Origin of the sequence: Yinghuangia seranimata (assembly GCF_029953285.1) — a bacterium.
In the GTDB taxonomy this organism is placed as follows: Bacteria; Actinomycetota; Actinomycetes; order Streptomycetales; family Streptomycetaceae; genus Yinghuangia; species Yinghuangia seranimata.
Map to the genome: position 1 here is coordinate 112,291 of NZ_JASAOI010000042.1, position 24,710 is coordinate 137,000.

Sequence of the window (24,710 nt, forward strand, 5' to 3'; positions counted from 1 at the left end):
TGTCATGCCCCCCTGGTCAACATAGTCATCATAGCTATGATGGCCAGCGCAAGCGCGCGCTACGGAGGGGTCAGATATGGCACAGGCACCGCACCAGGCATCCGTCCCGGCCACCACCGCCGAACACGACGTCATCGTCGTCGGCGCGGGCTCGGCGGGCTGCGTCGTCGCCGCCCGCCTGTCCGAGCGAGCCGACCGGCGGGTGCTGCTGCTGGAGGCCGGGCCCGACCACGGGGCGGACCTGCCCGAACAGCTGCGGCATCTGTCGCGGCCGGTGGCCTGGCCGTACAACTGGGGCGACCACGTCCGCTCCGGTCCCAGCCGCACGCTGAACTACGCGCGCGGGCGCGGCGTCGGCGGCTCGTCGCAGACGAACGGCGCGGTGGCCCTGCGGCCCGAGCCGGCGGACTTCGCCGCGTGGCCGGAGGCCCTCGGGTGGAACGCGATGCTGCCGTACCTCAACCGCGTCGAGCACGACCTGGACTTCGGCGCGGAGGAGTACCACGGCGACCGCGGCCCGATCCCGGTCGTCCGGCACTCGGAGGCCGACTGGACGCCGCTGCAGGCCGGCTTCGTCACGGGCTGCGTCGGCGCGGGGCTGCCTTTCTGCCCCGACCACAGCCGGCCCGACTCCACCGGCGTCGGCGCGATCCCGATGAACCGGCGCGGCACCGAGCGGGTGTCCAACGCCTCCGCGTACCTCGGCCCGGCGCGCGGGCGCGCGAACCTCACCGTGCGCGGTGACGCGCATGTGCGCCGTCTGCTGATCGAGCGCGGGCGCGCGGTCGGGGTCGAACTGGCGGACGGCACGCGGCTGTACGCGGGGCACGTCGTGCTGTCGGCGGGCGTCGTGCAGAACCCGCTGCTGCTGTGGCGCTCGGGTGTCGGCCCGGCGGCGGGCGTCGCCGCGCTCGGCGTCACGCCGGTGCACGAGCTCGCGGCGGTCGGGGCGAACCTGACCGACCACATGGTGGTGTCGTTCCGCGCCCCGGTGACGCCCGCGTCGGTGCCGGACGGCGGCCCGGTGCTCCAGACCATCGCGCGGGCGACCGCTCCGGGCAGCGACCGCGTCCACGACCTCCAGCTCACCCCGATCGCGCGGCGCAACGCCGACGGGACGCGCGAGATCGAGATCAGCGTCGCACTGCAACTGCCCGACGGCGCGGGCTCGGTCGTGCCGGGCGGCCCCGCCCCGGAGGATCCCGCGGTCATCACCTGGCCGTTCGCCGACCTGCCCGGGAACGTGGCGCGGCTCGCGGACGGCTGGCGGCTCGCGGCGCGCGTGGTCGCCGAGTCCGGTCTCGCGCTCGACCCGGCGGCGGCGCGGGCCGCGGCCGAGGGCACGCCGGACGCGGAACTGCACGCCATGATCGCGGAGTCCCACTACGCCTTCTACCACGGCGTCGGCACGTGCCGGATGGGCGCGGACCCGGCGTCGAGCGTGGTCGACGAACGTCTGCGGGTCCACGGCCTCGCGGGCCTCAGCGTCGTCGACGCCTCGGCCGTGCCGACGGTGCCGCGGGCGAACACCCACCTGCTGGCGACGGCGCTGGGCGAACTCGGGGCGGAGCTGGTGGCCGCGGAGGCGTGACAGTGCACGCGCCCGTGGTTCAGGCTGGTCGGCGTCCGCACACGGGAGGTCCGGCATGGCGCGAGCGAACGATTTCCTGGACTGCTGCACCGCGGCGTCGGTCGAGAGGGTCCGGCTGTTCTCGTCCGGCAACCACGGCGTGGAGTCGCTCATGCGGTGCGCGTCCTGCGGGGCGTACTGGTTCTACCGCTTCCACGAATACCCGGACTTCGCGACCGGCGACGACGACCTGACCAGCTGGTGGTCGCCGCTGACGGCGGACGAGGGCGCGCTGCTGCACCACGCCGAGCGGTTCGAGGGCGTCGACCTGGGGTTCCTGCGGACGCGGAGGAGCTGGATCGACGACAACGGGGCCGTCGGCAAGGTCCCCGGCGCGCCCGACCACGGCTGGTGGTGACGCGCGCCCGACCGCGGTCGCCCTTGTTCCTTGCAGGCGCACATGCCATACATGCGGGGCCGGGATCGCCGCGTCGCGAAGTGAGGCCGCTGTGGGACGTCTTGTGCTGACCAACGCCACCGTGCTCGACGGGGTGAACGGCCCCGCGCCCGGGCACTCGGTGGTGGTCGACGGCGACCGGATCGCCGAGGTCCGCGCGGACGCGCCCGCGCCGGAGGACGGCGACCAGGTCGTCGACCTCGGCGGGCGCACGCTGATGCCCGGCATGTTCACGTGCCACTTCCACGCGACGTACCACGAACTGGGGTCGCGGCCGAACGTGCCGTACGGCAACGACTTCCCGCCCTCGTACCAGGCGCTCGTGGCGGCGAAGAACCTGCGGACCGCGCTGGAGTGCGGCTACACGGGCGTGGTCGGCGCGGGCGGTGCCAACGACGTCGAGCCGGGCGTCAAGCGCGCGATCGAGGACGGGCTGGTCCCGGGCCCGCGGTTCTGGCCGTCGGGGCGCGAGCTGTCCACGACGGGGCACGCGAACGACGCGGTGCCGTGGCACTGGGGCATGCAGGCGTCGGGCGCGGTGCGGCTGTGCGACGGCGCGGACGCGTTCCGGCTCGGGGTGCGCGAGGAGATCAAGCGCGGCGCCGAGGTCATCAAGCTGTTCGTGACCGGCGGACACGGGACGCTCGCCCCCAAGGACCGGATCGAGATGACCCGGGACGAGCTGGCGGCGGCGATCGAGACGGCGCATTCGCGGGGCGTCCTGATACGCGCCCACCTGGTGAACAAGCCGGCCATCATGATGGCGCTCGAACTGGGCATCGACATCGTCGACCACTGCGACGAGATGGACGACGAGGTGGTGGCGGCGCTCGTGGAGACGGGCGCCTTCGTCGTGCCGTCCCTGCACTTCCCCAAGCACTTCCTCGAACTGATGGGCGACGGCTTCGGGTTCGGGGCGGACGCGATCCGCGCCGACCTCGCGCACATGTACGAGGCGATCCCCAAGGCGCAGGCGGCCGGCGTGAAGTTCGTGCTGGGCGACGACTACGGCGCCATCGGCTTCGCCCACGGGCTCTACGGGCGCGAGCTCGCCCTCTACACCGAGCACGCGGGCGTGTCGCCGCTGGAGGTGATCGGCTGGGCGACCCGCAACGGCGCCGAACTGGCCCGCCGCGGCCACGACCTGGGCACGGTCGAAGCGGGCAAGCTCGCCGACCTGCTGGTCGTGGACGGCGATCCGGCGACGGACGTCTCGGTGCTGGTGGACAAGCGCCCGCTGACGGTCCTGCAGGGCGGCGAGGTCGTCGCCGGGGAACTGCCTGGCGGACGCTGAGGACGGGGGTTCACCCGTTTGCCCCATACTCATCGACCATGACGTCCCCTGCCTCTGCGCCTCCTGCGACGGCGCCTGCCCGCCACGGCGTCGCCGATCTGCGGGTCAGTCCGTTGGAACTGTTCTTCGACCTGGTCTTCGTCTTCACCATCACGCAGCTCACCGCGAGCCTCGCGCACCACCTCACCATGGGCGGGCTCGCGCGCGTCCTGGTCATGCTGGCGATCATCTGGTGGATGTACGACGCCTTCATATGGCTCAGCAACGCCATGCCGCCGTCGACGCACCCTAGGCGCGGCCTGCACCTGATGAGCATGGCGGCGTTCCTGGTGATCGCGATGACGATCCCGCACGCGTTCGACGGCGGCGGATGGGCGTTCGGTTGGGCGTACCTGGTGGTCGTGGTCGCCCACACGGGCATGTTCGCGACGGTCGGCGTCGAGCCGAGGGCCGTCACCCAGATGGGCGTCTTCAACATCCTCAGCGGCGGCCTGATCGTGGTCGGCGGCTACCTGGAGGGGTCGGTCCAGCTGGTGGTGTGGCTGGCGGCGTTCGCGCTGCAGTTCACGGTGCCGCGCGTGGTCGCGCTGCCGGCGTTCACGCTCAGCGCGGCGCACTTCGTCGAGCGGCACGGGCTGGTCGTCATCGTGGCGTTCGGCGAGTCGGTCATCTGCATCGGCGCGGGCGCGGGCGAAGCGCACCTGACGGTGAAGCTGCTGGCGGCCGCGCTGCTGAGCCTCGTGGTGTGCGTGGCCCTGTGGTGGGCGTACTTCGGCCACGACGACGAAGAGCGCGCGGTGCACTTCATGGCCGGCCTGGACGACGCCCGCCGCAACGTCCTCGCGGTACGGGTGTACAACTTCGGGCACTACTGCCTGCTGCTCGGCGTGCTGCTGCTGTCCACGGGCGCCAAGTCGGTCACCGCCCACCCGACGGAGTCCATAGGCATGGGCCCGGCGGTGGCGCTGGCCTCCGGCGTCGCACTGTTCCTCGTCGCGAACACGGCCGTCCGGCGGACGATCGGACTCGCCCCGCTCCTGCCCCGGCTGGTCACGGCCGCGGCGGTGCTGGCGCTCATCCCACTCGGAGCGCAGGTGAACGCGCTCGGCGAGGTCGGGGGGATCGCGCTGGTGCTGGCGTTGCTGGTGGCGTACGAGGAACACACGGCCCGCAAAGTGAAACAATCGGGGTGAATGGGATGCCCCCGAGGAGGTGCGCGGCGCGTGACCGACAGCCACGACAGCCCCATGCCTCCCGGGGGTACGGAACACCCCGACCGCGCGGAGCGCGCCGTCCAGGCGATCCCGTGGCTGATCATCGTCGCCGTCGTGGTCCTGTCCTTCGTGACCGGCCACAACGTGCACGTGGGACCGCTGATGGCCGTCGCGCCCGCGTTCGCGGGCATCACCGCGCGCTCGCCGCGCGGCCCCCTGGTGGTCGGCGCCGTGGCGATCGTGACCGGGTCGGTCCTGGCCGCCTTCCACACGCTCACCGTCGCCGAACCCCTGATCTCACTGACGTCGATCGCCCTGATCTCGCTCGCGGGCTTCTGGGCGGTCTCCATCCGCGAACGCCAGGACCGCACACTGGCCGACGTGCGGGGCGTCGCCGAGGTCGCCCAGGGGGTCGTGCTGCGGCCCGTGCCGCCCCGCATCGGGCCGCTCGACCTCGAGGTCCGCTACGCGGCGGCGGCCTCCCAAGCCCGCATCGGCGGTGACCTGTACGCGGTGGTGGAGTCGCCGTACGGCATGCGCGCCGTGCTCGGCGACGTCAGCGGCAAGGGCCTCGGCGCCGTCGACACCGCCGCGACCGTCGTGGGCGCCTTCCGCGAGGCCGCCTACGACGAGCCGAGCCTGCGCGACGTCGCCCGCCGCCTCGCCGTCGCCCTCGAACGCGCACCGGACCGCACGTCGGAGGAGTTCGTCACCGCCGTCCTGCTCTCCATCACCGACAACGGCGCCGCCCGCCTGATCAACCTCGGCCACCCCCCACCCCTGCTCCTCCGCGACGGCCACGCCACACTCCTGGACGCGCCCCAGCCCTCCCCACCCCTCGGCATCGTGCCGCCGGGCCTCCTCGAAATGCCGGTCCTCGACGTCCCCCTGCGCCCCGGGGACCGGCTCCTCCTCTACACCGACGGCACAACCGAAGCCCGCGACGAGGCAGGCGAGTTCTACCCACTCATCGACCGCGCCTGGGACGACCGCCCGAGACTGGGCGCAACCCTCGACCGCATCGGAGCCGAGGTCCGGGCCCACGCAGGCGAGGAACTGACAGACGACGCGGCGATGTTGCTGGTGAGGTACGCGCCGGACTAGGAGTGCTTTGTCAGGTGGGTTGGCAGGTTCGCGCCGTTGCGGCGCGCGGACCGGCGGGTCAAGGGCGGGATGTACCTGCGGGACCTGGTGCTGGACGGGCGGCGCAAGTCGATGTCGCCGATGGCCGAGTCGCTGGATGGGGGACCACCAACAGTTGCAGCAGTTCCTTGCGATGCCCGCGCCCGGCGCCACGGGCTGTCGCCACGCGCCCACCGGTCCGCGCCGTGCACCTGACGCAATACGGAAAAGGGCAACGCAATCCTCTCCGCCGTGTGCCGGTCAAGGACCGACGGATCCGGCGCTTGCCTGGGTCCAAGTGCCACCATGTGGCGTATGACGGGGTGGCGGCGGGTGTGCTTGTGGGTGTCCGCGGTCGTCGGCGCGGTGGCCGTGGTGGGGTTGGCCGTGTTGCCGGTGGTCGCGGGCTGGGATGCGGGAGCGGCTGCGGGCAGCGTGGTCGGGTCGATTGCGGGCATCGCGGGGGTGTGGGTGGCGGTGGTGGCGTTGCGCCGTCCCGTATCAACGCCTCCCTCGCCGACTCCGGTTCACGCGGACGGCGGGTCGGTCGCGGCGGGCGGCCGGGTCACGAACTCCCAGGCGCGGGACACCACTCCGGGCTCCGCGCCGCCGCCTGCTCCGGGGCCGGGGACTTCCGCCTCGAGTGGGTCCGTCGCCGCGGGTGGTGACGTCGATGGGTCGTCGGCGCGCCGGGGTTCGTGATGGGCCGACGCCAAGGGAAGCCAGCCGACAAGGCCGTTGGGAGCCTGCCTGCCGCGTCGGCGGGGGTGTCTGCGGTGGACGGGTCGATCGCCGCTGGTGGCAACGTAAACAATTCTGTGGCGGTCAGTGCCGGGTACGTGTTGCCGCCGGAGGCGTACGCGCCGATCCACGGCGATGCCGCGGACCGGTCGGTGTCGAACATCCCCACGGTCGGGGCGTTCGTCGGCCGCCAGGACGAACTGGACGCGCTGGACGCGGCGTTCGCCGAGTCCGGCGGGGTGGTGCTGCGGGCTGTTCACGGGATGGGCGGGGTGGGCAAGTCGGCGCTGGCAGCGCGCTGGGCGTCGGAACGCTCCGGCGCCACGGTGCGGTGGTGGATCACCGCCGACAGTCCTGCCGCGGTCGACGCCGGTCTCGCCGCCCTCGCGGTGGCGTTACAGCCGGGTCTGGGCGGGCTGCCCGCCGAATTGCAGACCGAACGAGCGCTCCAGTGGCTCGTCACCCAGCCCGGGTGGCTGTTGGTGCTGGACAACGTCGAGGACCCCGGCCATATCCGCCGCCCGCTCGACCGGGCCCCCGCAGGCCGGTTCCTGGTCACCACCCGCGGCGGAACCGGCTGGCGGAACCTGGCCGCGACGACGGTGCGGCTGGGGGTGTTCGAGCCCGGCGAGTCGGTCGAACTGTTCACCCGGGTCCTCACCCACGACCGGCCTCGCGACGCCACTGGCGCCGACCGGGTGTGCGAGGAACTGGGGCACCTGGCCCTGGCGGTGGAACAGGCCGCCGCGTTCTGCGCGGCCAGCGGCACCACCCCCGACGGCTTCCTGGCGATGTTCCACGACGCCCCCGCGGAGGTGATCGACGCGGCCGACGAAACCGACGCCGGTCTCGGCGCCCGGCGGACCGTCGCACGGATCTGGCGCCTGACCCTGGACCGCATCACCGCCGACACCCCGCTCGCCGCCGACGTGCTGCGTGTGCTCGCCTGGTACGCGCCCGACCACATACCCCGCGACCTGATCGACGACCTCGCCCCCGCGCATGCCCTCGCCCGGGCCCTCGCCCGCCTCACCGCCTACAACCTGGTCACCGACCACGGCGACGGCACCCTCGCCGTCCACCGCCTCGTCCAAACCATCGCCCGCACACCCGATCCCCACGACCCCCACCGCAACGCCGACGACATTCACCGCGCCCGCGACACCGCCACCACCAGTCTCGAAGCGGCCTTCCCCGGCGATTGCGAGCTGCCCGAACACTGGCCCCGCTACCGCATCCTGCTCCCCCACGCCGACGCCCTCACCCACGCCGCCGCCCCGGACACCGACACCACCGACACTGCCGACCTGCTTGATTGCACCGCTGAATACCGACTGGAACAAGGAGCGCTGGCCGCCGCCACCGCAGCCTTCGAACGCGCGCTGGCGGCACGGTACCGGCTGCTCGGCGCCGACCACCCCGACACGCTGATCTCCCGCAACAACGTCGCATATGCCTACGCTGCGGCCGGGGACCTGGGACGCGCGATCCCGCTGTCCGAACAGAACCTCGAGGACCGGACCCGGGTGCTCGGCGCCGACCACCGCCACACCCTGACCTCCCGCAAAGTCCTCGCCCACGCCTACGAGTTGGCCGGGGACCTGGGACGCGCGATCCCGCTATTCGAGCAGACCCTCGACGAATGCGTGCGGGTGTTCGGCAACGACGATCCCTACACCGTGACGTCCCGCAACAACCTCGCCCTTGCCTACGCTGAGGCTGGGGACCTGGCGCGGGCGGTGCCCCTGTATGAGCAGACCCTCGACGAATTCGTGCGGTTGCTCGGCAACGACCATCCCTACACGCTGATTTCCCGCAACAACCTCGCCAATGCCTACGCTGCGGACGGAGACCTGGAGCGGGCCGTTCCGCTGTTCGAGCAGACCCTCGCCGACCGGAGCCGGGTCCTCGGCGAGGACCACCCGCACACCCTGGCGTCCTGCAACGGCCTGGCCGGCGCCTACCAATCGGCCGGGGACCTCGGGCGCGCGGTCGCGCTGTATGAGCAGAACCTCGCCAACGTCCTGCGTGTGCTCGGCAAGGAGCACCCACACACCCTGATCTCCCGGAGCAACCTCGCCAACGCCTACAAAGCGGCCGGGGACCTGGGGCGCGCCATCGCGCTGTACGAGCAGAACCTCACCGACCGGGCGCGGGCGCTGGGCAACGACCACCCCGACACCCTGGACTCCCGCGACGAGCTCGCCAAGGCCTACAAGGCGTCCGGGGATGTGGGACGCGTGGTGACGCTGTACGAGCAGACCCTCGCCGACCGGACCCGGGCGCTCGGCGCGGACCACCGCGAGACCATGATCGCCCGCCTCCACGTCGCGCACGCCTACGAGGAGGCCGGGGATACGGGACGCGCCATCGCGCTGTACGAGCAGACCCTCGCCGCCTTGGTGCGTGTGCTCGGCGAGGACCACTCGGTCACCGGGATCGTTCGGAACCTCTTGGAGGGCGTGCGGTCAGGCCGGCACTCCGGCGGAACTGACGGGTAGCACATACTCGAAAATCGAGTCTGGGTGCGACAACGTGATCCCCTGATGCTGTCGCGTCCGCTGCGCCGCAGGCGATCCACCGCGATCACCGGCATGTGATCGACGCGATGGCGTTCAAGTACCGCAACAAGCTGGCTTGGCGGGATCTGCCTCAGGAAGGCCGGCAGGCCCGACGGACGGCCAGCCGGGCGACGCAGCCAGGCGGCGCAGCGACCGCGGCGTCAACCGTCCCACTCGTGGATGACCGCGACCCCGTCGGTGTCCAGCAGGCCGGTGACCTTGATGCCCTGGGTCCGTTCCACGCTCAGGTGGCGCAGCGGGTCGGTGATGATGCGCAGGCGCGGGCGGCCCGTACCGGCCTCCAGGTTGGCCGCGACGACCAGCGAGAACCGCTCCCCGGCTGTCAGCGCGCGCTCGAACTCCGCGACGGTGAGCGTCACTTCGCGCGGCTCGGGCCCGGCGTGCGCCTTGATCTCGTAGAAGTGCTCGCGGGCGTCGACGGCGTCCGCGCCGAGGCCCGGCTGGGAGCGGTGGTCGTAGAGGGCCACGCCGTCGCGGGCGAGGACGCGGCGCAGGAGCTCCCAGGCGGCGGTCTCCCGGTCCTGCGGGGTGTACGCCGTGACGGCCGCGTGCTGCTGCGGCGCCGCGCCGCCGGTGTGCGGGGCGGGCAGCTGTGGCGGCCGGTCGGGGGAAGGCAACGTACGGGCGGGCGGCAGGACCGGCGCGGGAGCGGTCTGAGCGCGGCCACCCGGCGGCCGATCGGGGCCGGTCGTGATCGGGTCGGCGGCGAGCGCAGCGAGGTCGACGAGGCGCCGGTGAGAGGGAGGTTCGGCACCCGGCCGACGACCGGATCCGCGGTCGGCCTCGTCGGGAGCAGGCTGTCGTTCAAAATCAACCTCGCCGGCCGAGGAATGGAGCCGATGGACCGCCGAACCACCCTCTTCCTCCCGAGCCCGCAGTAGTCGGTCGAGGTGGCGGGCGCCGGCGTCGTCCCGCTGGCGGGCGGACGGGAGCGGGGCCACGGGCTGGGCGGCGTCGAGGCGTTCGTGCTCCCAGACGTCGCGCCAGACGTGGCCGACGCGGGTGCGTTCGCGCGCGAAGTGGGCGGCGACGGCCTGGCCCGCGCCGCGGCCGGTCTCGAGGGCGGCGGCGGAGGCGACGTAGAGCACGCCGGCCGCGCGGTCGATGTGCGCCTCGGTCGTCAGTTCGACCGGCGCACGCCTACGCTCGTTCGGCTGGTCCAGCGCCAGAAGCACGGTCAGCCCCGGAAGAACCCGTACTGTTAATCCCGAGAGCCACCACGAGTCCACGCAAGCGGCAGCCGCGTCGGGCTCGTCACGGACCAACGTGTCCTGCAGCCGAACCACCGCCGAGCGGAAGGCGGCTGTGAGCCGGGTGTCACCACGCGACCGTTCAGCACAGACGACGGTCGCATCGGCGGGCTCCAGCCGGGTGACCCCCAGCGGCCGCAGCAGTGCGGTGAACTGCTGCAGGTCCCCGCCCGGCTGCCAGACGGGCGCGACCTTGCCGAGCGCCTCGGCGAGGTACCGGTTGTCGACGGCGTAGACCGGCCGTCGCGCCGTCCAGCGGTCGCCGCAGCGCAGCGGCAACCGCCGCAGTGCCGCGCGCAGTTCGGGCGCCATCCCGACCTCCGCGGCAGGCCCGCCCGCGCCCGCCACCAGACCGGCGAGCCGCCGCAGGGCCTCGAGCGTCACACCGAGCCGCTGCTCGGTCCTGGCGCCGGTGTCGCACGCCGCCTCGGCGAGCACCCCGGTCAGATCCGCGACGTCGGGCTCGCGGATGCCCAGCACGTCCCACAACGGACGCAACCCGGCCTCGGGCAGCACGAACGTGCGATATCCCCCGAGGATCGAGGGACCTTGCAACACCTCCGCGGGCCGCCGCCAACCACCCCCGGTGAGCACGAGCGCCTCACGCCCACCGAACGCGACCCGCACGGCCCGCTCGGCCTCGCCCCGCCCCGAACCATCCCTGACGAGCAGCCCGGCAAGCGCCCGATACACAGCGACAACATCGGCGACGAGCAGGTCGGACGGCGACTGGAGGACGGCGCCGCGCGGGCCCAATGGCTCGATAGACACGTCGGCCACGAAGGGCACGGCGGCACTCAATCGCCCGTCTCGATCACGCAGTTCTCGTAAGCGCGCGATCAGTGCGCCGACACCCGGCGATCCGACGACCCCAAGGGCGCGCAACACTTCGGCTCGGCCTGCCGCGCCGGGCGCGGTGTCCGCGCGGAGGCCGACAAGCTCGGCAGCGCAGACGTCATCGGCACCGCCGGCAGCCCACACGTCGAGGGCCGCCGACCCGCCGCGCGCAGCGACGGTGTCGGAGTCGGAGTCGGCAGGTGTGGCTCGCACGGCGGTCGACTCCTCCGCCGCACACAGTGCGCCGACGGTTCCACCGGCCCCGGCCACCGTGGCCTCGTGAAGCTCGGTGTGCAGATAGCCGGGATCCTCGCGTCCGAACAGGGCGGCGACGGGGCTCGTCGGGAGGTAGAGCCGATCCGGGGCCGTCGGCGTGCCGTCCGCGCGGTCGAGCCACCGCAGTTCGCGCAGGCGCCAGATCCACACCGGCACGGTCCGCCCCTTGCGGTGCCAGCCGTAGTACCCGTACGCGGCCTCGACCGACAGCGCCGCCCGGCGCCCAACCTTCGGTCCCGCATACGCGCGGGCAAGCGTATGGATCAGGGCAACCGCACGACGTCGCCTCCGGACCGGGTCAGGATCCGATCCGATCGCCGCCGCCACCGCAACCGCGTCGGGGCTGTCGCGGTCCTCCAGCGTGTGGTCGGCGCCGAGGCGCCCGAGTTCGAGGGTGCGGGCAGTGGTGCCGCACTCACCATCGGCAGGCAAACCGGGACCCGGATGCCGGTCGGTCGCATACACCTTGCCCGCCGTCCGCGGCGTGGTCAGCCTGGGCGCGTCCGCGACCCCCAGCAGCCGGAGGAACGCCACGGGGTCAAGCTCGCCATCCGCCTCGAGCTCGTCCGCGTAGGCCGGATGCAGCCACCGCAGACCTGGCGTGTCCCGCGCGGCGTCGGCGAACGGATAGACAGGCGCCGGGTCGAGCACCGCCGGCAGGTAGGCCGCCCCCGGTGCCGCCAACGCCTCAGCGCGACCCGCCCCGTCGACGACGCGCAACCGCAACGCGCGGCCGATCCGCGGCCCGAGGTCACGCCGGGCGGCGTCAGGCACCTGCCCAAGCCCCCCACGCAGCGCACCCAGCGCCTCAGCACTCGGCGGCATCCCAGGGAGCATCCGCCCGACGTCACCGATCCGCGCGACCCGCTCAAGCTGCCCCGCAATGTCGTCGGCATCCACCACACAACCCCGGTCCCCGAGCCAGGCCAGGACCGTCCGGGCGGCGGCGGTTTCGGCCCGGTACGCGGCATGCAGGTCAAGCGCCGTACCCAGCACGTCGGCCAATGCGCGCTGCCCGGGCGCGGCCCGACGCACGAACACGCGCCCGCTCCCGGGCACAGGCGGACGCCAGCGCTCACCGTCAGCACCAACCACCCACGCAAGATCGAGCAGCCGCCGTTCCAGCCCGCCCTGAAGCGCGACAGCAGCCAAACGGATGCCCGCCTCGACCTCGAACCCCGGTTCCCCGTAAAGCCCCAGAGCCCGCTCGATCGTCACCTCGTCCGGCAACCCCGCCACCCCGGCGGCCCGCCAGTCGGCCAGCACACGGCGCCACCGCCCGGCCCCGTCACGCGACGCCGCGGGAACCACATCAACGGCCCCAGCCAGCCAAGCGATCCTCCGCGCATCAACCACGCCCTCAAGGCGGCGTTCCTCCACGGCCAGCTCGGCCAATGGCCGCCGTACCCCATCCGAGCAGGCGAGCCGCAGCCGCCCGGCAACCTCACCACGCGCCCGCCCCACCAGTTCCTCACGCAACCGCGCCGCGAGCGGCACCAGTCCGTCCGCAGACGGCACATCACCAGGCACGAGATGCCACGCCGCAGGCATGTCCCCGCCCAACACACCCGGCACAGCGGCCGCCCAAAGGTCCGCGACCAAACCCACCATGGCGTCGTTCCACGCCCCGGCGACGAAGTCCCGACGACTCACCAGCGGGTCGAAGTGCGCATGCACGCGGACCGGCACATCAATCGCCGCCATCGGCAACGCCGCATGCACCACCCCAGGCACCCCCGGCACCGAAGGCAACGCAACAGCAACCGGCACCGTCGCCCGACCGGCCTTGTGCCGTCGCACCAACCCGTCTCCCATCGGGAGTTCGGTGTCATAAACCCGCCACGCGACCCCAGACGCAGACTGGGCACGCCGAATCCGCACCTCCACATCGCACGCCCCGACCCTCATCCGCACCCGCGAACCAACCGTGGGCCAGCGCAGCTCCAGCGCACACACCGCACGGCCGTACGCCGTCGCGGTAACGACGCGCAGACTGCGAAGAAACAACAACGCGCTGTCGTCCCAAGCGGCGAACCAAGCCCCCACCTCGTCCGCCGTCAGCTCCACACCATCGAGCGGGATCCGGAACACCGTCCACCCATCAGGCGAACCGCCGGGCAGCGGATCGGCCGGCGTGATGCCGATCCCGTCGAACCTCACCCGCCACGGCGGCGCGTGCACCTCCCACACCCGCGACAACGCCCGCACAGTGGCCAACCCGATCCCGAACCGCCCGGTCGAGTCGGGATCGTGCGCCTTGCCGCTCAGCCCGGGCAGGCCCAGCAGCAGGACGTCCGCGAACCGCACCGGCCGACCGTCATGCGCAACACGCAGCTCCCCCTCCACGAGCTCGAACCGCACAGCCCGAGCCCCCGCGTCGTCCGCGTTCTGGATCAACTCGGCGAACACCTGCAGCCGGTCACCGGACAGACTGTCGGCGGTCTCCTGCGTCCGAACCACAGCAGCCCGCATCGCCGCCGGCCCCGACCGCAACCCGGCATCAAGCAACCGCACCGCCTCAGCGGCCTCGCCAGTATCGGACGGTTCGAACTCAACCCCGCAGGAAGGGTCGTCGAGCAGAGCAAAGACAGCAGCACGCAGGGCGGACACGGAGCCATGCTTCCGCGCCAGACCCGCCCCCGCGGACAACGTTCACCCGCCCGGCGGAAGGCAGAACAACCCGCGACGGAATCGCCGACGCTCACCCGCGTTCTCGTCGACGCCACTCATCGTCAGCGACGCAACGTCACCAACGCCCCCGCACGTCAATCTCATACCTAATGAACCCGCGGTTCTCAGCGACCTTGTCGTACAACGCCCTGGCCGTGGTGTTCGACGAGCGCGTATGCCAGTACACCCGCCCGTGCCGCCGCTCGACCGCCCACTCGGTCACGGCCTCGATCAACGCGCGCGCCACGCCCCGGCCCCGCACGTCCTCGGCCGTAAAGAGATCCTGCAGAAAGCACACGTCGGGCCCCGACGTGTTGGGGTGCGCCATGAAATGCGTGATCCCGACGACCCGCCCATCCAGCTCCGCCACGAGCGCGTGGATGCGCGTGTCGGCCAAAAACTCAGCCCACTTCTCGTCGTAGAGGGCATCGGGCTCGTCACGCTCGTAGAACGCGGTGTAGGCGCGGAACAGTTCTTCCCATGCCGCGCGGTCGTCCGGCCTCAGCTTGCGGATGACGGTCATGCCGGGCTGTCTATCACGCCCCGTCAGCCTGCCGTCAACGCCGCGACCGGGACAGGTCGGCGGGCCAGGAGCAGTGTCGCGTCGTCCCGGTGCCCCGTCTCGTCCGCGCGGGCGAACATCGTGCCGGCGGCGTCCTCCAACGGGGCCGCGACGTGTTCGGCCAGGTCCCGCGCCAGCCGGGTCACACCTTCGTCGAGGTCGAGGCGAGGACCCTCCAAGAGACCATCTGTGCACAGCGCGACGGTCCCACCGACCGGCACGGCCAGCCGCGTCGACGCGTACCGCTGCTCAGCGACGACCCCCAACGGCGGTGTGTCGCACGGCGTTTCCAGTACGGTCACCGACCCCACCGAGCCCCCCACGCCATCCGGATTGGCGACCAAGAGCGGAGGGTGGCCGGCGCTGGAGGCGACGAGTTCCCCCGTGCCCGTATCGAGGTAGGCCATCAGGCACGTCGCGTGGATGTGGGCCGGAAACCGGTCGAGGAAGTCGTTGACCCGGGTCAGCACCATCCCGGGGTCGCGGTAGTCCAGGGCGTACGCGCGCAGCAGCGTCCGCAAGCGCGACATCATCGGCGCGGCCTCGGGCCCGTGCCCCTGTACGTCCCCGACCGCCAACGCGACCAACCCGCCGCTCAACGCGAAGATGTCGTACCAGTCACCACCCAGGTCGGCGGCCTCGTGCGCGGGACGGTGCCGGACCGCCGCCTCGATCCCGGGCGGCAGACCGCTCGGGCGCTCGAACTCCGTCCCGGCGCGGAACGCCTCGACGAAGTCCAGATACGGCTGCGTCTCCCCGGCCCGCGCCAACGCGTGCCCGGCCATCCGCGTGACCTCGCGGATCGCCGCCTGGGCCTCGGGCGCCGGCCGGTGCGGGTCGGGGAACCCGAGCGTCCAGGCTCCGACCGTGCGGCCGGTCGCGTCGGGCAACGGCAGCATCCACCAGGCCCGGGTCCCGGGCGCGGCCACCAGCGGCGCGGTCTCCTCGGCGAGGGCGTCGTGCTGTTCCACCGTCAGGAACCAGTCCTGACCGGTGCGGGCCGTCACCGCGACCGGATGCGGGGCGTCCAACGACACAAGGCGCGGCGCCTCGACCCCGGCCGCAGGCTGCGGCACCCGATGCATGTGCAGGCGAGTCCCGTCCCCGAGCGCGACGGTCGACTGGGTGGCGCGCAACAGCGGCGGGAACGTGTGCAGCAGCAGATCCAGCACCTCATCACGCGACGAGGTGCGGATCAACGAGTCCGACGCGCGGTACACGAGGTCGACGTCGCCGTGCGCGCCGTCGCCCGCCGCCCGTTCCGGAGCCAGCGGCACGCACACGCCGCTGAGCACCAGCCGCCCGCCCAGCCGGTGCGTGGCGGCGCGGACCAAAAGCCAGCGCCAGACCCCATCATCCCCACGCAGCCGCAAATGCGACTGGACCGACCGACCGCCGAGGTCCGTCGCACGGTGCTCCAGGCCCAGGACGACGGTCACGTCGTCGGGATGCACGCGTGTCAGAAAGTCGGCGTAGTCCATGCGCACACCAGGCGGCAGCCCGTACGCATGGTTCGCGGTCGCGTCGGCGCTCGCCGCCCGGGTCGCGGGGTCGGCGCACCAGAGCATGAACGGCGGCGTCCCGGACCCGGTGCCGTGTGTACCCTCGCCAACCGTCACCGCGACCAGCCGCGCCGCACCATGAGCGGTGGCACACGCATGGGCGACCGCCCAGACATGGTGGTGGTCACCATCGGCGGAGAACGCGAGCACCAGTTGCGGCACGGGCACCCCGTCGGCCCGTTTCACGAGCGCCGTGACCTGCTCCGCGGACTCCACCGCGAACAGCTCGACGAGCGGCCGTCCGACCCACGGGGCGAGCGCCCGCCCTCCGACCTCCGCCCCCGCAGGCACCACGGCGGTGACTGCCCCGGCCTCGTCGACGAGGAGCCTGGCCGTGCAGTCGCCGTCCATCACGAGCGTGTCCTTCGCTAGCCCACCCCCGAACGTCCTTGGCATCTATCCCACGGAATCGCCCCGAACGATGCCCCCGTCCGGGTGAAGTCCGCCTGGCGGCAATCTGGCGGGTGACGCGAGTGTGACGCGAACACCCCCCAATGAGGGAGTTCTGGTGATTCGCATACGTGACGACACAGTGAGGTGGGGGTCCGAGGCCGCGCGCCCCACGCTGGAACGACCCCCGGCAGCGCAACGAATCCCAGCAACAAAACCCGCCCGGAACCCCAAGCGAAACCGCAGCCCGGCAGGGAAACCAAAACAAGCGCGTCCACACCCCGCGCCCCTCCCGCCAGGTGCGAGGTGGTTCAGCGCGGACGGCCCGCGGGTCAAGCCGCAACAGGACGAGGCCAACAGAACCAACGTTGCCAGGAACGGCTTGAGGCGCGGGCCGGCCGCGCGGAAAATCAAAAAGCGGGAGGGGCGTCAGGCCACCGAAAACGAACCAGGTCAGGAACGCCGCAGGCCGGAATCCCCTAAGGAATCAGCCGCTGCTCCTTGGCCACCGCAACCGCCCCCGACCGCGTATCGACCCCCAACTTGGCGTAGATCCGCACCAGATGCGTCTTCACGGTCGCCTCACTGATGAACAACGCCCGCGCGATCTCACGATTACCCAACCCATGGGCCAGCTGACCGAGAATGTCCCGTTCCCGGTCGGTCAAAGCCGCCCGAGGACTCCGCATACGCTCCAACACCCGGTCCGCGATCGGCGCCGACAACGCCGCCCGCCCCTCCGCCGCCGCACGAATGGCCGCGAACAGTTCGTCGGGCCGTTCGGCCTTCAGCAGGTACCCGGTCGCCCCGGCCTCAACAGCCCGCGTGATGTCCGCATCAGTGTCATAAGTCGTCAGCACCAAAACCCGAGTCCCCGGCACCTCCGCAACCAGCCGCCGGGTCGCCTCAATACCGTCCATGCCCGCACCCAGATGCAGGTCCATCAGCACAACGTCGGGCCGAAGTTTCGCAGCCGCCGCCAAAGCCTCATCCCCCGTCGCGGCCTCGCCCACGACGTCGATACCCGGGGTACTGGCGAGGAGCGCCCGCAACCCCGCCCGCACCACGGTGTGGTCGTCGCACAACAACACCCGCACCTGAGGCGCGGTGGTCTCGTCGGAAGGTCCAGGCGGGTTCGGCGCGGTAGGCATGCCGGACGGCTCCTCGCATTCGATGCAGTCGGTGTTGGACGTACCTCGTCAGTGTGAAAGCGGAAGGGCCGCAGACACCACCGTGCCCTCTCCAGGCCCGGACTCGATCGTGAGCACGCCGCCGAGTTGCCGCAACCGGGCCTGCATCGCGGGGATCCCGTGCCCCCGCTCCGGCGGGCTGTCGGTGGCGGGCGGCCCGACCGTGAACCCGCGACCGTTGTCGGCAATGTCAAGGACGACCTGATCCCCGAGAAAACTCAACGTGATGCTGGCCTCCGACGCCCCCGCATGCTCACGAATGTTGGCCATCGCCCCCTGAGCCACCCGCAGCAACGCCGCTTCGACCGCAGCCGACAACGCCACAGGCGCCCCGTCGACGTGAAACCGCACCGACAGCGCCGACGCCGCCGACTCCCGCTCAGCCACCGCCCCGAGCGCCTGCGCGAGCCCTCCCCCGTCGGCAAGATCCGCCGGGGCGAGGTCATGGACGAACCGCCGGGCCTCCGCAAGATTGCGTTCGGCGATCGACGACGCCGTCGAGACGTGTGCACGCGCGGCCGAAGGGTCGTCGTCCCAGACCCGCTCCGCGGCCTGGAGAAGCATCCGCTGACTCGACAGCCCCTGCGCAAGCGTGTCGTGGATCTCCATGGACAGCCGCTCCCGCTCGGCGAGCGTCCCCGCGCGCCGTTCACTCGCGGCGAGCCCCGCGCGCGTGCGGATGAGGTCGTCGATCAGGGCGTTCTGCCTCGCCGACTGGTGCTGCATGTGCAGGAACACCGCCGCGGCCAGTCCGGCGACCGCGGGCGGCCCGAGGATGAGCAGCGGATCGACGCCGCTGATCCGCACCTGCGCAATCACCACAAGCACAGTGAGCAGCGCGACGAGCAGCAGCGCCGTCCGCTCGGACAGCAACCGCAACGCCGTATAGACCAACGGCACCGCACTCCACGCAAAGCTCGGCGCAAGCAGCACCAACGCCACCCACCCGGCAATGAACACGGCAAGCCACGGCTTCGCCCACCGCGCGGAAGAGGCCGAGCCCAGGCCGGGGCGAAGGACGTACCCGACCGCAAGCACCGCGGTCAGCGCGACGACCCACGGAGTATCAGGGGCACCCGAATGCCGGGTGAGAAAGCGAACCATCGCCGCGATCAGCAGGACGACGAACGAGACGGACATGGCGGTGTCCATCCGGTCGCCGCCCGCATCGCCGAGGGGCGAGGTGCGGTCGAGCTCCTGATCGGCGGCGGGCCGACCCGCGGCGGGCCATCCCGCCGCAGGCCGCCCCGCCGCGGGCCCTGGTCGTTGCGCGTGCATCCTCGATTTCTAACCCGGATTCCGCGCCGCGCCATCGACCGATCGGTTGAACGGGGTGTCGTCCGTCCTGCCGCGCGAGTCCATCCGCCTCGGCGACCCGTGGGGGCCGGATCCGCGCCGAGGATTTGAGGCAACGGCGGCCGATCGGGCCGCACCCCCTCGAACCTCCCGGTAGTCCCGTGGCCGCATCGTGCCCGGACTCCCCCGAACCCACGGAGTCGACTCCATGAACACGTCGGTGAAGGCCTCCATGAAGTCCATGTCCACGCGTACCCGGGTGCTGACCGGCGCGGCCGTGCTCGTCGCGGTCGGCGGCGGGGCGTTCGGCGCGGTCGCGGTGGCCGCCCCGTCCGACGGGAAGCCCGCGGACAAGCCGGCCGCCGCCGCGAACGACACCCGCGGCCAGGACCTGTTCACCACCCAGCACCTGACGGTCGGCGCCGCCACGAAGGCCGCCGAGGCCGCGCTGGACGCCGCCACGAAGGCTGGTCAGAAGGTCACCGTCGCGGTGGTGGACCGCAACGGCAACACCATCGTGCAGCTGCGCGGCGACGGCGCGGGCCCGCAGTCGTTCGAGTCGGCGCAGCGCAAGGCGTTCACGGCCGTGTCGTGGAACGCGCCGACCTCGGTGCTGGCCGGGCGGCTCGCGCAGGCCCCGAACCTGAAGGACATCCCGGGCACGCTGTTCCTGGCCGGCGGCGCGCCGGTGCAGGCGAAGGGCGCGCCGGTCGCGGGCATCGGTGTCGCGGGCGCCCCGAGCGGCGACCTGGACGAGCAGTTCGCGCAGGCCGGTATCGCGGCGCTCAACGGCTGACCCGATACCAACCCTCGTCCGGTGAGCGCGTGCGGCAACCAGCCCACGCGCTCACCGGCATCTACCGAACCGAGACCGACCCGGCACCGGCTCGGGCAGCAGCCGGCTCACACCGCCGCCGGTTCCTCCCAAGCGAACGCCGCCAGCTGCTCGTCCAGCGGCGCGTCGGTCATCCGGTTGGCGAACGTCGAGACGGTGTACGCGCCGACCCCGAGCACGACCTCGAGGGCGTTGCGCACGGTGAACCCGTGGGCGAGGAACGCCTCGATCCGCTCCTGCGGCACGGCGCCCGCGTGGTCCATGACCTCGTGGGTGAAGGTGCGGACCGCTTCGAGCCGGGCGTCCGGCAGCGGCCGCTGCTCCCGCAGCGCGGCGACGACATCCGGGGCTCCGCCGTGCGAGGCGATGATCCCGGAGTGCATCGCGACGCACACACGGCAGCCGTTGCGGGTGGCCACAGTGAGGACGACGACCTCGCGGGCGAGCGGGTCGAGCGTGGTCTTCTCGAACGTTCCGCTGATGGTGAGGAACGCCTCGAGCAGTTCGGGCGCGTTCGCCATCCGGGCGACGGGCTCGGGGAGGTAGCCGAGGCGCTTGGCGGTGCCCTCCATGACGCGGCGCGCCTCGATCGGGGCGGTCTCGGCGGTGAGGCTGGGGAACAGGTTCGCGGACAACACGACCTCCGGCTTGGACAATGAAGTTGTCCAAACCGTAAACCCGGTTGTCCATCCCGACAAGCGCTTTTTCCCAGCCCCCCGTTCAGCCCTCCTTGGGCCCGAGCACGAACACGGGGATCGTCCGCTCCGTCTTCTTCTGGTACTCGCCGTACTGCGGGAACGCCTCCAGCGCGCGCTTCCACCACTCCGCCCGCTCGTCGCCCTCGACCTGCCGCGCCGTGTAGTCGCGGACCACCGGCCCGTCCTGCAGCCGCACGTCGTCCGGGTGCGCGAGCAGGTTGTTGACCCACACGGGGTTCTGCGGCGCACCCCCGAGCGAGCCGACGACCGCGTACCGCACGGCCTCGTCGTCGGCGACCCTCATCAGCGCCACCTTGCGGACCTTGCCGGTCTTCGCGCCGAGCGTCGTCAATATGACCGTGGGCTTGCCGTAGTAGATCCGCCCGTCCTCGCCGCCCGTCGCCTCATACCGCTCGACGTGCTTCGCAACCCAGTTCATCGTGTTGGGCTCGTACTCGCCGTCCAGGGACATCGGAACGCTCCTCACCTCGGAAACCACAGCCAATCTACGGCCGTTCGGATGATCTCTCGGGCGGATCACTGAGGAGCCGTTACCTGACTCCCGATGGAGCAACCATGAGCTCCGAGCCCGCGCAGGACACCGAGTCGCCTCCCCCGTCCGGAAGCAAGGGGCGGTTCCGCTTCCCGAGCGCGTTGACGGTCCTCGCCATCGTCACGATCGCGGTGTGGGCGCTGACGTTCGTGATCCCCGCCGGGTCGTACGTCCGCGGGGAGGACGGCAAGCCGATCCAGGGCAGCTACCACCGGATCCCCTCGCCCGAGGACTTCGTCCAGCGGCTGAACGACCTGTTCCTGTCCCCGGTCAACGGGCTCTACGGTCTGCAGGACCCGCAGACGGGGCAGGTCGGGCCGGACAAGACCGGTGACCTGTACGGCGCCGCCGGTGTGTTCCTGTTCGTGCTCGCCATCGGCGCGTTCATCACGGTGGTGTTCGCGACGGGCGCGCTCGACCGCGGGATCGGCCGGCTCGCGCACCGGCTGCGCACGCGGGGCGCGGTCCTGATCATCGCGATCATGACGGTGTTCTCGGTGCTGGGCTCCGTCGAGGGCTTCGCCGAGGAGACGCTCGGGTTCTACGGCCTGATCGTCCCGTTGATGCTCGCGCTCGGGTACGACCGCATGGTCGCGACCGGGACGATCATCCTCGGTGCCGGCGTCGGCGTGCTGTGCTCGACCGTCAACCCGTTCGCCACCGGCGTCGCGTCGTCCGCGGCGGGGATCTCGCTCGGCGACGGCATCGTGCTGCGCCTGATGATGCTCGTCGTCCTGACGGCGGTGACGGTCGTGTACGTCGTGCGCTACGCCTCACGGGTGAAGGCCGACCCGTCCCGTTCGATCGTCGGTTTCCTGCCCGGCGACGCCGAGCACGCCGCCACGGCCGCGCAGACCGAGCCGGAGCCGCTCACCCGCACGCACAAGGTGGTGCTCGCCGCCGTCGTGCTGACCTTCACGTTCATGATCTTCTCGATCATCCCGTGGGCACAGGTGCTGACCGGCGACTCCGACGCGACGCCCTACGACTGGGAGCTGGACTGGTCGTTCGCCGAACTGTCGGCGATGTTCATCGTCGCCGCCGTGGTGGTCGGGCTGCTGGCCGGGCTCGGCGAGAAGAAGCTCAGCGAGACGCTCATCCAGGGCGCGGGCGACTTCATCTCGCCGGCGCTCATCATCATGCTGGCCCGCGGGGTCACCGTGATCATGAACAACGCCAAGGTGACCGACACCGTGCTGCACTCCATGGAGGGCGTGGTGTCGGGCACCTCGTCGGCGGTGTTCGGGATCCTGATCTTCATCGTGAACCTGCCGCTGGCGTTCCTGATCCCGTCGACGTCCGGCCACGCGACGCTCGCGATGCCGATCCTGGCGCCGCTCGCGGACTTCGCGGACGTGCCGCGGTCGCTGGTGGTCACCGCGTGGCAGTCCGCGTCGGGCTTCATGAACCTGTGGGTGCCGACGACCGCCGTCATCATGGGCGGCGTGTCGCTGGCGAAGGTCGGCTACAACCAGTACCTCAAGTTCGTATGGCCCCTGCTGGCCATCCTGTTCGTGCTCATTTGCGGGTTCGTCGCGGTGGGGTCAAAGGTGTCGTAGCGGCGGCCGCGGGCGCCGCCGGGATCACCAGCGGCGTCCCGGTCTCCGGGTCGTCGATGATCCGGCACGGCAACCGGAAGACCTCCTCCACGAGTTCGGCCGTGACGATGTCCCCCGGCGCGCCCTCCGCGACGATCCGCCCGTCCCGCATCGCGATCAGGTGCGTGGCGTAGCGGGCGGCCTGGTTGAGGTCGTGCAGGACGGCGACCAGCGTGCGGTCCTCCTCCCGATGCAGCCGCGCGCACAGGTCGAGCACCTCGATCTGGTACGCGATGTCCAGGAACGTGGTCGGCTCGTCGAGCAGCAGCAGCGGCGTCTCCTGGGCCAGCGCCATGGCGATCCACACGCGCTGCCGCTGTCCGCCGGACAGTTCGTCGACCTGCCGGTCGGCGAGCTCGGCCACGCCCGTCGCGGCCATCGACGCGTCGACGACGCGTTCGTCCTCGCGCGACCACTGGCGCAGCAGGCCCTGGTGCGGGTAGCGGCCGCGGGCGACCAGGTCGACGACGGTGATGCCGTCGGGCGCGGTGGAGGACTGCGGCAACAGACCCAGCGTGCGGGCGAGTCGCTTCGCCGGATAGGCGGCCAGGTCGCGGCCGTCCAGCACGATGCCGCCGGTCGTCGGCCGGATCATGCGGGCGAGGGCGCGCAGCAGCGTCGACTTGCCGCACGCGTTCGGCCCGACGATGACCGTGAACGAGCGGTCGGGGATCGCGACCGTCAGGTCGGCGGCGATGGTGCGCTTGTCGTAGGCCAGGGTGAGGTCCGTGCCGTGCAGCCGGCTCGGCGCGGCCCCGGTCTCCGGCGTGTCGGCACCGCGTTCGATCGTTGTTTCCATCGGTCGGTCAGATCCTTCCCGCGCGGCGCTCGGCCGCGAGTATCGCCACCAGGTACACCCCGCCGAGCAGTCCGGTCACCACGCCGACCGGCAGGGGGTGTTCGTCGAAGGCCCGTTGCGCGACCCAGTCGGACGCGACGAGCAGCGCGGCCCCCACGCACATGGAGGGCAGCAGGTTGGGTCCGGGCGCCTTGGTCGCGCGGCGCGCCAGCTGCGGCGCGGTCAGGGCCACGAACGACACGGGCCCCGCGGCGGCGGCCGCGAGCGCGGTCAGCACGACGGCGCCGCCGACCAGCGCGAGCCGTAGCGGTTCGACGCGGACGCCGAGCGCCGCCGCGGTGTCGTCGCTCATCTCCATCATGCGGAGCGCCGGCCCGCAACCGATGAGCAGCGCGGGCACCAGCACGGCCATCGCGACGGCGAGCGGCGTGACGTCGTCCCAGCCGCGGCCGTCGAGGCTGCCGGTCTGCCACAGCACGGCCCGTGCGGCGTCGGTGAGTTGCGCGCGGGTGAGCAGGTAGCCGTTGACGCCGGTGAGCGCGGCGGTGACGCCGATGCCGGTCAGCACGAGCCGGAAGCCGTGCACGCCGCGCCGCCAGGCCAGCGCGTACACGAGCACGCCGGTGGCGATGCCGCCGACCGCGGCGCCGGTGGCCACGGCACCCGCGCCGCCGCCGACGTACACGATCGCGACGAGCGCGCCGGTCGCCGAGCCCGAGGTGAAGCCGAGCAGGTCGGGGCTGCCGAGCGGGTTGCGGACGACGGCCTGGAAGACGGCGCCGGCCAGACCGAGCGCGGCGCCGACGGCGAGCGCGACGCCCGCGCGGGGCAGCCGCAGTTCCCGGACGATGAAGGTGTCGGCGGCCGAGCCGTTGCCCATGAGCGCGTCGACGACCCGCCCGGGGCCCATCGCGTACTCGCCGCTGCCGACGCACAGGACGGCGAACAGCGCCGCCGTGACGAGGGCGAGCAGCCCGGCGGCCAGGGAGCGCGGGCGGACGAGCACAGAGAACGAACCGGCCCGCAGACAACGGGGACGGGAGCGAACCACCCGGGAAAGCCCGGCGCGAAGCACTTGGGAGCGGCGGGCGCGACGTGCTCGGGCGGTGCGAGCACGAAGCGCTCTCGCATGTGGCTGATGAGGGGCGACGGGCGGCCGATCGAGGGCCGCGGGCCGGCGGTCCAGGGCCGCAGGCGGGCGCTGAGGAGCGGCG

General features: G+C 72.1%; 17 protein-coding genes and 1 pseudogene. 9 read left to right on the plus strand and 9 right to left on the minus strand.

Annotated elements, in window-relative coordinates; translation table 11 throughout:
- The first annotated feature begins 76 nt into the window (after positions 1 to 76).
- The 7 genes and pseudogenes from QI554_RS26210 (at position 77) to QI554_RS26240 (ending at position 8,899) form a co-directional block, all read left to right on the plus strand.
- Positions 77 to 1,591, plus strand: coding sequence for a GMC family oxidoreductase (locus QI554_RS26210; RefSeq protein WP_281472917.1), 1,515 nt, complete (start codon positions 77 to 79; stop codon positions 1,589 to 1,591).
- Positions 1,592 to 1,646: 55 nt separating this feature from the next.
- Positions 1,647 to 1,988 (plus strand): hypothetical protein, encoded by a 342-nt coding sequence (locus tag QI554_RS26215; protein WP_281472918.1) that lies wholly within the window; start codon positions 1,647 to 1,649, stop codon positions 1,986 to 1,988.
- A 91-nt stretch (positions 1,989 to 2,079) separates the two neighbouring features.
- Positions 2,080 to 3,321: a metal-dependent hydrolase family protein gene (locus tag QI554_RS26220; protein WP_281472919.1), complete on the plus strand. Its 1,242-nt coding sequence runs from the start codon at positions 2,080 to 2,082 to the stop codon at positions 3,319 to 3,321.
- 38 nt (positions 3,322 to 3,359) lie between these two features.
- On the plus strand, positions 3,360 to 4,514 hold the full coding sequence (locus QI554_RS26225) for a low temperature requirement protein A (protein WP_281472921.1): 1,155 nt from the start codon (positions 3,360 to 3,362) through the stop codon (positions 4,512 to 4,514).
- 30 nt (positions 4,515 to 4,544) lie between these two features.
- Positions 4,545 to 5,639 (plus strand): PP2C family protein-serine/threonine phosphatase, encoded by a 1,095-nt coding sequence (locus tag QI554_RS26230; protein ID WP_281472923.1) that lies wholly within the window; start codon positions 4,545 to 4,547, stop codon positions 5,637 to 5,639.
- Between the two features lie 36 nt (positions 5,640 to 5,675).
- Positions 5,676 to 5,808 (plus strand): annotated as a pseudogene (locus QI554_RS26235) (transposase); the annotation flags it as partial.
- A gap of 667 nt (positions 5,809 to 6,475) precedes the next feature.
- Positions 6,476 to 8,899, plus strand: a complete 2,424-nt coding sequence (locus tag QI554_RS26240; protein WP_281472925.1) for a tetratricopeptide repeat protein — start codon at positions 6,476 to 6,478, stop codon at positions 8,897 to 8,899.
- Between the two features lie 221 nt (positions 8,900 to 9,120).
- Here QI554_RS26240 and QI554_RS26245 read toward each other — a convergent pair whose 3' ends face one another.
- The 5 genes from QI554_RS26245 to QI554_RS26265 form a co-directional block, all read right to left on the minus strand.
- Positions 9,121 to 13,953, minus strand: a complete 4,833-nt coding sequence (locus tag QI554_RS26245; protein WP_281472928.1) for a sacsin N-terminal ATP-binding-like domain-containing protein — start codon at positions 13,951 to 13,953, stop codon at positions 9,121 to 9,123.
- A 136-nt stretch (positions 13,954 to 14,089) separates the two neighbouring features.
- Entirely contained in the window at positions 14,090 to 14,536 is a 447-nt protein-coding gene (locus QI554_RS26250) for a GNAT family N-acetyltransferase (protein ID WP_281472929.1), read from the minus strand.
- Positions 14,537 to 14,559: 23 nt separating this feature from the next.
- Positions 14,560 to 16,488, minus strand: a complete 1,929-nt coding sequence (locus tag QI554_RS26255; RefSeq protein WP_281472998.1) for a SpoIIE family protein phosphatase — start codon at positions 16,486 to 16,488, stop codon at positions 14,560 to 14,562.
- A 518-nt stretch (positions 16,489 to 17,006) separates the two neighbouring features.
- Positions 17,007 to 17,678, minus strand: coding sequence for a response regulator (locus QI554_RS26260; protein WP_281472931.1), 672 nt, complete (start codon positions 17,676 to 17,678; stop codon positions 17,007 to 17,009).
- A 48-nt stretch (positions 17,679 to 17,726) separates the two neighbouring features.
- The gene (locus QI554_RS26265) at positions 17,727 to 18,857 is read right to left on the minus strand and encodes a sensor histidine kinase (protein WP_425528052.1); all 1,131 of its coding nucleotides are present in this window, start codon (positions 18,855 to 18,857) and stop codon (positions 17,727 to 17,729) included.
- Positions 18,858 to 19,245: 388 nt separating this feature from the next.
- On the opposite strand from QI554_RS26265, the gene QI554_RS26270 reads away from it, so the two are divergent.
- Entirely contained in the window at positions 19,246 to 19,809 is a 564-nt protein-coding gene (locus QI554_RS26270) for a GlcG/HbpS family heme-binding protein (protein ID WP_281473001.1), read from the plus strand.
- Between the two features lie 107 nt (positions 19,810 to 19,916).
- Here QI554_RS26270 and QI554_RS26275 read toward each other — a convergent pair whose 3' ends face one another.
- Both QI554_RS26275 and QI554_RS26280 read right to left on the minus strand, forming a co-directional pair.
- The gene (locus QI554_RS26275; protein WP_425528055.1) at positions 19,917 to 20,483 is read right to left on the minus strand and encodes a carboxymuconolactone decarboxylase family protein; all 567 of its coding nucleotides are present in this window, start codon (positions 20,481 to 20,483) and stop codon (positions 19,917 to 19,919) included.
- An 85-nt stretch (positions 20,484 to 20,568) separates the two neighbouring features.
- Positions 20,569 to 21,018, minus strand: a complete 450-nt coding sequence (locus QI554_RS26280) for a nitroreductase family deazaflavin-dependent oxidoreductase (RefSeq protein ID WP_281472934.1) — start codon at positions 21,016 to 21,018, stop codon at positions 20,569 to 20,571.
- A 104-nt stretch (positions 21,019 to 21,122) separates the two neighbouring features.
- Here QI554_RS26280 and QI554_RS26285 point away from each other — a divergent pair, with 104 nt between their 5' ends.
- Complete coding sequence (locus QI554_RS26285; RefSeq protein WP_281472935.1) at positions 21,123 to 22,658, plus strand: YfcC family protein; 1,536 nt, start codon at positions 21,123 to 21,125, stop codon at positions 22,656 to 22,658.
- On the opposite strand, the gene QI554_RS26290 is transcribed toward QI554_RS26285, so the two are convergent.
- A complete protein-coding gene (locus QI554_RS26290) occupies positions 22,618 to 23,496 on the minus strand; it encodes an ABC transporter ATP-binding protein (protein ID WP_281472937.1) in 879 nt (292 codons plus the stop codon). The two genes, QI554_RS26285 and QI554_RS26290, sit on opposite strands and share 41 nt — an antisense overlap.
- Before the next feature lie 7 nt (positions 23,497 to 23,503).
- Complete coding sequence (locus QI554_RS26295; RefSeq protein ID WP_425528053.1) at positions 23,504 to 24,571, minus strand: FecCD family ABC transporter permease; 1,068 nt, start codon at positions 24,569 to 24,571, stop codon at positions 23,504 to 23,506.
- Positions 24,572 to 24,710 lie beyond the last annotated feature (139 nt).